Source organism: Deefgea chitinilytica, assembly GCF_016881405.1.
In the GTDB taxonomy this organism is placed as follows: Bacteria; Pseudomonadota; Gammaproteobacteria; order Burkholderiales; family Chitinibacteraceae; genus Deefgea; species Deefgea chitinilytica.
On record NZ_WOFE01000008.1, the window covers coordinates 118,812 to 127,144 of the forward strand.

Annotated in this window: 5 protein-coding genes; 3 read left to right on the plus strand and 2 right to left on the minus strand. The window is 49.4% G+C overall.

Annotated features, from left to right (window positions below; translation table 11 throughout):
- Window positions 1–37: 37 nt before the first annotated feature.
- Entirely contained in the window at window positions 38–2,668 is a 2,631-nt protein-coding gene (gene pepN, locus GM173_RS13570; RefSeq protein ID WP_203571924.1) for an aminopeptidase N, read from the minus strand.
- 246 nt (window positions 2,669–2,914) lie between these two features.
- On the opposite strand from pepN, the gene GM173_RS13575 reads away from it, so the two are divergent.
- The 3 genes from GM173_RS13575 to GM173_RS13585 all read left to right on the plus strand — a co-directional run bounded on the left by GM173_RS13575 (window position 2,915) and on the right by GM173_RS13585 (window position 7,615).
- Window positions 2,915–4,597: a nitrite/sulfite reductase gene (locus tag GM173_RS13575; RefSeq protein ID WP_203571925.1), complete on the plus strand. Its 1,683-nt coding sequence runs from the start codon at window positions 2,915–2,917 to the stop codon at window positions 4,595–4,597.
- Window positions 4,590–5,093: a DUF934 domain-containing protein gene (locus GM173_RS13580; protein WP_203571926.1), complete on the plus strand. Its 504-nt coding sequence runs from the start codon at window positions 4,590–4,592 to the stop codon at window positions 5,091–5,093. Before GM173_RS13575 ends, GM173_RS13580 begins: the two co-directional genes overlap by 8 nt.
- Before the next feature lie 239 nt (window positions 5,094–5,332).
- On the plus strand, window positions 5,333–7,615 hold the full coding sequence (locus GM173_RS13585) for a PhoX family protein (RefSeq protein ID WP_203571927.1): 2,283 nt from the start codon (window positions 5,333–5,335) through the stop codon (window positions 7,613–7,615).
- Window positions 7,616–7,763: 148 nt separating this feature from the next.
- On the opposite strand, the gene GM173_RS13590 is transcribed toward GM173_RS13585, so the two are convergent.
- Window positions 7,764–8,201 carry a hypothetical protein gene (locus GM173_RS13590; RefSeq protein WP_203571928.1) on the minus strand — a complete coding sequence of 146 codons (438 nt, stop codon included), beginning with the start codon at window positions 8,199–8,201 and terminating at the stop codon, window positions 7,764–7,766.
- Window positions 8,202–8,333: the final 132 nt, after the last annotated feature.

The following is an 8,333-nucleotide window of genomic DNA, read 5'->3' on the forward strand; positions in this document are numbered from 1 at the left end:
TGGCGTATTGCCGCTTCGCGACGAATACGCCTTACTTTTACCCCAACGCCTTCGTCACAATCTCAAACGTATCACTCGACAATCCTTCCGTCCCGCGAATCCGCTCTAGCTCTTGCTGCATCAACTCACGCCGCCCTGCATCGACTTTCGTCCAGCGATTAAATGCGCTCGCTAACCGCGCTGCAATTTGCGGGTTGATTTTGTCGAGTTCGATAATGTGGTCGGCGGCAAAAGCGTAGCCGTAGCCGTCGGCGGCGTGGAAATGCGGCGGGTTGGCTAGACAAAATGCGGTGATCAGCGAGCGCACTTTGTTGGGGTTTTTAATCGAAAACGCTGGATGCTCCAGCAATTGCTGGACGCGTGAAAGCGCACCTGGGCGGCGGCTGGTGGCTTGCAGTGCAAACCATTTGTCCATCACCAAGGCGTCTGATTGCCATTGCGCGGCAAAGTCGGCCAGTTGCACCTCGCCGCCATCGCGGTTCACCAGCGCTTTGAGCGCCGCCAAGCGGTCGGTCATATTGTCGGCGCGTTGATATTGCTTGGCGAGCAATTGGGCAATCATTGGCTCGTCGAGTTCGGCTAGATAATCCAAACAAATATTTTTGAGGCTGCGGCGCGCGACTTGCACACCGTCGTAAGCGTACGGTGCGCCGTCGTTCAGATGCTGGTAGACCGCGAGTAATTCTTGGCGCAATTCGCGGGCGATTTGCTGTTTGATACTGCGGCAGACTTCAAATAGGCGCACTGGATCCACGTCGGACAGTTGCTCGAGCAAGTAATTTTCGCGCGGTAATTCCAGCATCAAGGCCACCAAGGCCGGATCGAGCTGGTCGCTGGTGAGGAGTTTTTTGTACGCGGCAATAAAGGCGGCAGGGGCGGCGACTTTTTCACCGCGGCTTGCTGCGGCGTATTGGTTTTTGAGCAGTTGTAGCGCAAAGGTGTTGGCCGCTTCCCAGCGTGCAAAAGCGTCGCTGTCGTTGGCCATCAGAAACACCAATTCATCGTCGCTGTAGTCGTATTCCAAGACGACAGGGGCGGAGAAATCGCGCAGTAATGACGGCACGGGCTGGCACGGCACGTTGATAAAGGTGAAGGTTTGCGTGCTGCTGCGAATGTCGAGCACGCGCGTGGTGTCGCCAGCAGCACTTTCGCCGAGCAATTGCAGTGGCAAATCATGACCGCGGCGATCAATCAGGCCGATGGCAAACGGCAGGTGGAACGGTAGTTTTTCGGCTTGGCCCGGCGTTGGCGCGCAGCTTTGCGTGATGGTCAGGGTGTATGTGTGTGCAGCCTCGTCATACTGTGCGCTAGCGCGCAATACTGGTGTACCCGCTTGGCTGTACCAACGCTCGAATTGATCGAGATTTACGCCGTTCGCATCGGCCATTGCGGCGCGGAAATCGTCGCAGGTGACCGCTTGGCCGTCGTGACGTTTGAAGTACAAATCCATCCCCGCGCGGAAACCGTCGATGCCGAGCAAGGTGGCGTACATGCGAACGACTTCTGCGCCTTTTTCGTAAATCGTCCAGGTGTAGAAATTATTGATTTCGAGGTATTCATCGGGGCGAATCGGGTGCGCTTGCGGGCCGGCGTCTTCGGCAAACTGGGTTTCGCGCAAGGCGCGTACATTGCTGATGCGTTGTACGGCGCGCGAACCAATGTCGCTCGAGAATTCTTGATCGCGGTAGACGGTGAGGCCTTCTTTGAGCGAGAGCTGAAACCAGTCACGGCAGGTGACGCGATTGCCGGTCCAGTTGTGGAAGTATTCATGTGCGACGACCGAATCGATGCCATCGAAATCCACATCGGTGGCGGTGTCCGGTTTGGCCAGCACAAACTTGGTATTGAAAATATTCAATCCCTTGTTTTCCATCGCGCCCATATTAAAGTCGTTGACCGCAACGATCATATAGGTATCCAGATCGTATTCCAGCCCGAAGCGTTCTTCGTCCCACGCCATCGCTTTTTGCGCGGCGGCGAGTGCGTGGTGGCATTTGTCCAGATTGCCGGGTTCAACGTAAATCTCGATATTGATATTGCGTTTCGACTGCGTGGTGTGGGTGCCCGCGAGTACGACGAGTTTGCCCGCGACCAGTGCGAATAAATACGCGGGTTTTTTGAATGGATCGACCCATTTCACCCAGTGGCGATTTTTATCCATCGTGCCGCTACCGACGCGATTACCGTTCGAGAGCAAGACGGGGAATTTGGTTTTATCGGCAATGATCGTCGTCGTGAATTTGGCCATCACGTCGGGGCGGTCGAGATAATAAGTGATTTTGCGAAAGCCTTCGGCCTCGCATTGGGTAAAGAAATTACCGTTGCTTTGGTATAAACCCATTAAGCTCGTGTTTTCCGCAGGCAGCAGGCGGGTGACGATTTCTAGAATGCCATCATCGGGCATATTGGCAATCGTTAAGCTATTTTCGTCAACAACATACTGCGCGCTGGTCAGTGGTGCGCCGTCGAGTTTGATGCTTTCTAAAGTCAGTTCTTCGCCATGTAAGACCAGCGGCGTGTCGCTACTAACCCCAGTATTACGTTTGATAATCAGTCGTGAAATGACTCTGGCATGGGTATCACTCAGCTCGAAAGTTAAATCAACGCGGTCAATTAAATAGCTAGGGGGGGTATAGTCGAGACGACGAATCGCTTGGCGGCTGCTCATGGTGGGCGGCTCTTTTTGATGGCAGAAAGGGTGCAAGCTTAAACCCGCAACGATGTCATTACAATGACGCCAAGCCTAAGGGTTTTCATCCGTTGCGGTCGCAGTACAAAAATGCATCACATCGCAGCGCGATAGTGTGCTTATTCCAAAAAAATTCGATCTTAGACAAAAACAATCATTCAGATTCTAAGGACGGGCTGGTATGATTGCGACCATATTTTGCCGTCATTACGGAATTGCCTAAGAATGTATATTTACGACGAGTACGACCAGCAGATTGTGGATCAGCGTGTTGACCAATACCGCGACCAAACCCGCCGCTATTTAGCCGGTGAGCTTTCTGAAGAAGAATTCCGCCCTTTGCGTTTGCAAAACGGCTTGTATGTACAACGTCATGCGCCCATGTTGCGCGTGGCGATTCCGTATGGCCATTTGACCAGCCGTCAAATGCGTAAATTAGCGCACATCGCGCGCACCTACGACAAAGATTACGCGCACTTCACGACGCGCCAAAACATTCAATACAACTGGCCTGCATTGGAAACCGTGCCGGATATCTTGGCTGAGTTGGCCACCGTGCAAATGCACGCGATTCAAACGTCCGGCAACTGTATTCGCAATACGACCACAGACCAATTTGCTGGCGTGGCGCGTGACGAGATCGTTGATCCACGCCCATGGTGTGAAATCATCCGTCAATGGTCAACGTTCCATCCTGAGTTCGCACACTTGCCGCGCAAATTTAAGATCGCGGTGAATGGCTCGGTCGAGGATCGTGCGGCGATTTTGGTGCACGATGTGGGTATCAATGTCGTTAAAAATGCGGAAGGCGTGGTCGGTTTTGAAGTGTATGTTGGCGGTGGTTTGGGTCGTACGCCGATTGTCGGCAGTTTGATTAAGCCTTGGCTTGAGCAAGAACATTTGCTGACTTACCTCGATGCGGTGTTGCGCGTGTATAACCGCTACGGCCGTCGTGATAATAAATACAAAGCGCGGATTAAAATCCTGGTAAAAGCGATGACGCCAGAGGCGTTTGCCGCGAAAGTTGACCAAGAATGGGCGTTTACTAAAAATGGCCCGATGACGTTGACGCAGGAAGAAATCGCTCGCAACCATAAATTCTTCACTGCGCCGACGTATGAAACGTTCGCGGGTGACGATGCTGAGTTCACGCGTTTGAAGCTTGAGAACAAAGGCTTTGGTCGTTGGGTTGAGCGCAATGTGTTCGCGCACAAACAAGCAGGCTACGCGGCGGTGACCTTGAGCTTGAAGCCAAATGGAGTGGCGCCGGGCGATGCGACTTCAGCGCAGCTCGATGCGGTGGCTGATTTGGCCGACCAATATAGTTTTGGCGAATTGCGTGTATCGCATCAGCAAAACTTGATTTTGGCCGATGTGAAGCAGTCTGAATTGTTTGCCTTGTGGGAAGCGGCGAAAGCGATTGGTTTTGCAACGCCAAATATTGGCTTGCTGACCGATGTGATTTGCTGCCCAGGCGGTGATTTCTGTTCTCTAGCGAATGCTAAATCGATTCCAATTGCGTTGGCGATTCAAGATCGTTTCGATAACCTCGATTATTTGCATGATTTGGGCGAAATCGACATGAATATGTCGGGCTGTATGAATGCCTGCGGCCATCATCATATCGGCAATATCGGTATTTTGGGCGTCGATAAAAATGGTTCGGAATGGTACCAAGTTTCGCTCGGTGGCCGTCAAGGCAAGGGCGCGAGCTTGGCTAAAGTACTTGGTCCATCATTTGCCCAAGACGAGATGCCGGATGTGATTGAAAAAATCATCAACGTGTTTGTTGAACATCGTCACGGTGAAGAGTCGTTTATTGATCTGTTTGACCGCATCGGTGCCGAGCCATTTAAAGCGAAAGTGTACGAAGGCAAACCAAATCGTCGGGAGAAAGCAGATGTCTAAAGTTATCATTAACCGCGAAGTGGTTGAAAATCGTTGGACTCGCGTCGTTGCTAATGAAGACGGCGTGGTATCTGTTCCTAGTGAAGGCGCAGTGCTGGTTCCGTATCAATACTGGCTGAATAATCAAGCAGAGCTCGCAGGACGCGAAGTCGCCGTATGCTTCGCGCCGGACGATGAGCCAGAAAGCTTGCCAGTGGATCCGAATACTTTTGCGATGATTGCTTGTGATTTTCCGGCGTTCACTGATGGCCGTGGTTTCTCGATTGGCCGTTTGCTGCGTGAGCGCCACGGTTTTAAAGGCGAGTTGCGCGCGGTGGGAGATGTATTTAAAGATACCATCAATTATCTGTCGCGCTGTGGCTTTACCGCCTTTGATGTGCGTGCCGATAAAGACATCGTTGAAGCGGCCAAAGGTTTGGATGACTTTACTGAGTTTTATCAGTCTAGCGTTGATCAACCGAATCCATTGTTCCGTCGGCGTGCAGTCGCGGCATAATACGTTTGAGTTGATTTGATTTCACAAACACCCCAAGAAAATCTTGGGGTGTTTTGTTATGGGCTAAGTAGATATTGGCCTTGGTGAAAATACCTATTGATATTTCATGTTGTTGTCATTTTTTTGCTTCGAAGATTGAGCTTGGGAATTGATTCACTAAACCGTCATTAAATTTGCATTGTCTTGTCATATTCGCTCTTTAAAGTGGCGCATCTTTTCACTAAGGCGATTAACGCGAAATGTCTAAGTCTAATAATTTTAATGATGAAAACTCTAATACATCAGCTAACCCTACGTTTGATTCTATCTTAGAGCAGCGCTTGGTGAATCGTCGTGGTTTCTTGGGGATGAGTTTATCTGGGGCTGCTGTTTTGGGCGGCATGGGCTTGGGTTTGAGCGGCTGTTCTACTGGAGAGGTTGCTACTGCAGTTACTCCGACAGTATCGCCGAAAGTTACGCCAGTTTCATCGCTTACACCGACACCGACACCAACGCCAACTGCGAAACCTAATCTGATTGTGAGCCGTTTGGGGTTTGGTGCGGTAGCCAAGAATACGTTGGATCAGGTTACCATTCCTGCTGGATATAGCTATCAAGTGATTTATGCCTTGGGCGATCCGCTGAATGCTGCAACTGCGGCGTACAAAAATGATGGCACTGACGGAGATTTTGAGAGTCGTGCTGGCGATCATCATGATGGTATGGAGTGGTTTGGTTTGGATGCGGCGGGTAAACCATCAAGCAGCGCTGCTGATCGTGGTTTATTAGCAATGAATCATGAGGCGACAACTCAAGAAGGCAGTGCTTTAAACTCATTCTTTGTTCATGCAAATGGTGGTACGAACAAGTTGCCTCGGCCAACGGCTGAGATCGATAAAGAAGTTGCGATTCATGGCTTGTCTGTGGTTGAAGTAAAAGCCAGTGGTGGCAAATGGGCGACGGTACCGGCATCTAACTTCAATCGCCGTGTTACGCCATTAACCGAGGTGGAGATCGCGGGCCCAGCGCGTGGTCATGCCTTAGTGAAAACCAAGTATTCCGTTGATGGTACTAAAACTCGCGGCACGATTAATAACTGTGGCTGCGGCAAATCTCCGTGGGGTACTTATTTATCGGGTGAAGAAAACTGGTCTGGTTATTTCTACCGTGTTGCTACTGATGATGCCACGCGTGGCGATAAGAGTGTGGTTTCACTGAAACGTTACGGTCGTAATGCGGGTGCTGCATCACGTCACGGTTGGGAAACAGGCGGTAGTGATGATAAATATGCGCGTTGGAATATTAGTAGGTTAGGTTCTTCAGCAGATGGTAGCGATGACTATCGTAATGAGATGAATGGTCAAGGTTATATCATCGAGATGGATGCTTACGATAAAACCAAAGCCCTTAAAAAACGTACTGCTTTAGGTCGTTTTGCGCACGAAAGCGCTGCGTTTGGCTTGCCTGTAGCTGGAAAACCGCTGACTGTCTACTTGGGCGATGACTCACGTAATGAATATATGTATAAGTTCGTGTCAAAGGCGTTGTGGTCGGCTGCTGATGCAAATCCTACCGATCGGATGGCGGTCGGTGATAAATACCTGAACGATGGTACTTTGTATGTAGCTAAATTTAATGCAGATGGTACGGGCGAGTGGATTGAGTTATCGATGAATAATCCATCGATCAAAAACTACGCAGGCTACGCGTTTGCTGACTTGGCGGATATTTGTGTTAATACGCGTCTTGCAGGCGATGCGGTCGGTGCAACGAAGATGGATCGGCCTGAATGGGGTGGTGTGCATCCAGTGACGGGTGATTATTACCAGACACTAACTAACAATAGTAACCGTCGCATTGAGCCAAGTAAAACAACAGAGTTAGTGCCAGATAGCGCTAATCCACGTTATTACGAAGATGCTGATGGTAATAGAGGCAAAGGCAATCCGAACGGTCATATTTTGCGTACTAAAGAAGGTGCAAACGTTACCAGCTTTAACTGGGATGTGTACGTGTTTGGCGCAGAGGCTGACATGGATAAATCGACGATTAATCTCTCTAATCTGACCGATGATCAAGATATGTCTTCTCCAGATGGTTTGGCATTTAGTCAAAGCACTGGCATTTGCTGGATTCAAACCGATGATGGTGCATATACCGATGTGACAAATTGCATGATGCTGGCTGCAATTCCAGGTAAGGTGGGTGATGGGGGTAGTAAAACCTTGACCTATAAAAAAGCCGATGCTAGTACGTATGATGTGAAAACTCAGATTGGTGCTGCGCCAACGGCGGATACCCTGAAGCGGTTCTTGGTTGGGCCGAAAGATTGTGAAATCACTGGTTTGTGCGAGACGCCAGATGGTAAAACGATTTTCATCAATATTCAGCATCCCGGTGAAAACACCAAGATGGCCGATGTGGCAGATCCAGCAAAATACACGAGCCAATGGCCAAGCAATGTGGGATATGGCGCTGGCAAGCGTCCACGTTCGGCGACGATTGTAATTACGAAAGATGATGGTGGTCGTATTGGTTCGTGATCTGCCAGATTTGAAATAGGCTTTACGTAATAAAAAATGCCCTGCTATTTACAAGCTGGGCATTTTTTTATTGGCGTATCGTAGTAACACGGTAACAGGGTTAGTACTTAACGAAGAGAGAGTCTAAATGCCTTGACCTTACGTTGAATTAGTACTTTTCAATAATTTGTTTGAGTATCTCTTCTTGGTAAGGATGCAGTTCGCTAGCGTCCTCCATCTCAGCCAAAAGAGCGGGGTTGTTAAACTTCTTTCTGGCTTCTTCGTAATACGGTATTTGTACTCTGCGATAGAGGTCAACAAATTCATCAAAATCGAGAACGTGGCAGTAGTTGCGATAACGGCCACGAGCCTTAATTTTTCCCAAGCTAATAAATGACAGTAGGTAGGTGCTTCCCTTGGTGCCCAGAAATTCTGTGAGTGGAACGGATGAAGGGTAAGAGGGGGGCTCGCAGCTGAATTTATGAATGATCTTAAAGTCAAAGTCGCGCTGATCAATATCATGTCGCCAAATAACGTAGCCGTCTTCTGGAGAGGTAATTGTCTTGCCGCAGGTGTCGCAAATCCATTCTTGTAGCGGTTTAAGCATGATTTGATCCTGAAAGGTACTAGGATTTGATTTTAGTAAAAAAATGAGAAAAGACTAGCTGGGTTTGTTGCAAAATAAAATTTATTTAAATCAAAGGCTTGTTGGTTTGCTCTGATTTTCTTTGTTTTTAGA

What these genes read in the sequence shown, in the direction of transcription:
- GM173_RS13590 (WP_203571928.1), bottom strand. Translation starts at nt 8,201, where the DNA reads ATGCTTAAACCGCTACAAGAATGGATTTGCGACACCTGCGGCAAGACA.
- GM173_RS13575 (WP_203571925.1), top strand. Translation starts at nt 2,915, where the DNA reads ATGTATATTTACGACGAGTACGACCAGCAGATTGTGGATCAGCGTGTT.
- GM173_RS13585 (WP_203571927.1), top strand. Translation starts at nt 5,333, where the DNA reads ATGTCTAAGTCTAATAATTTTAATGATGAAAACTCTAATACATCAGCT.
- pepN (WP_203571924.1), bottom strand. Translation starts at nt 2,668, where the DNA reads ATGAGCAGCCGCCAAGCGATTCGTCGTCTCGACTATACCCCCCCTAGC.
- GM173_RS13580 (WP_203571926.1), top strand. Translation starts at nt 4,590, where the DNA reads ATGTCTAAAGTTATCATTAACCGCGAAGTGGTTGAAAATCGTTGGACT.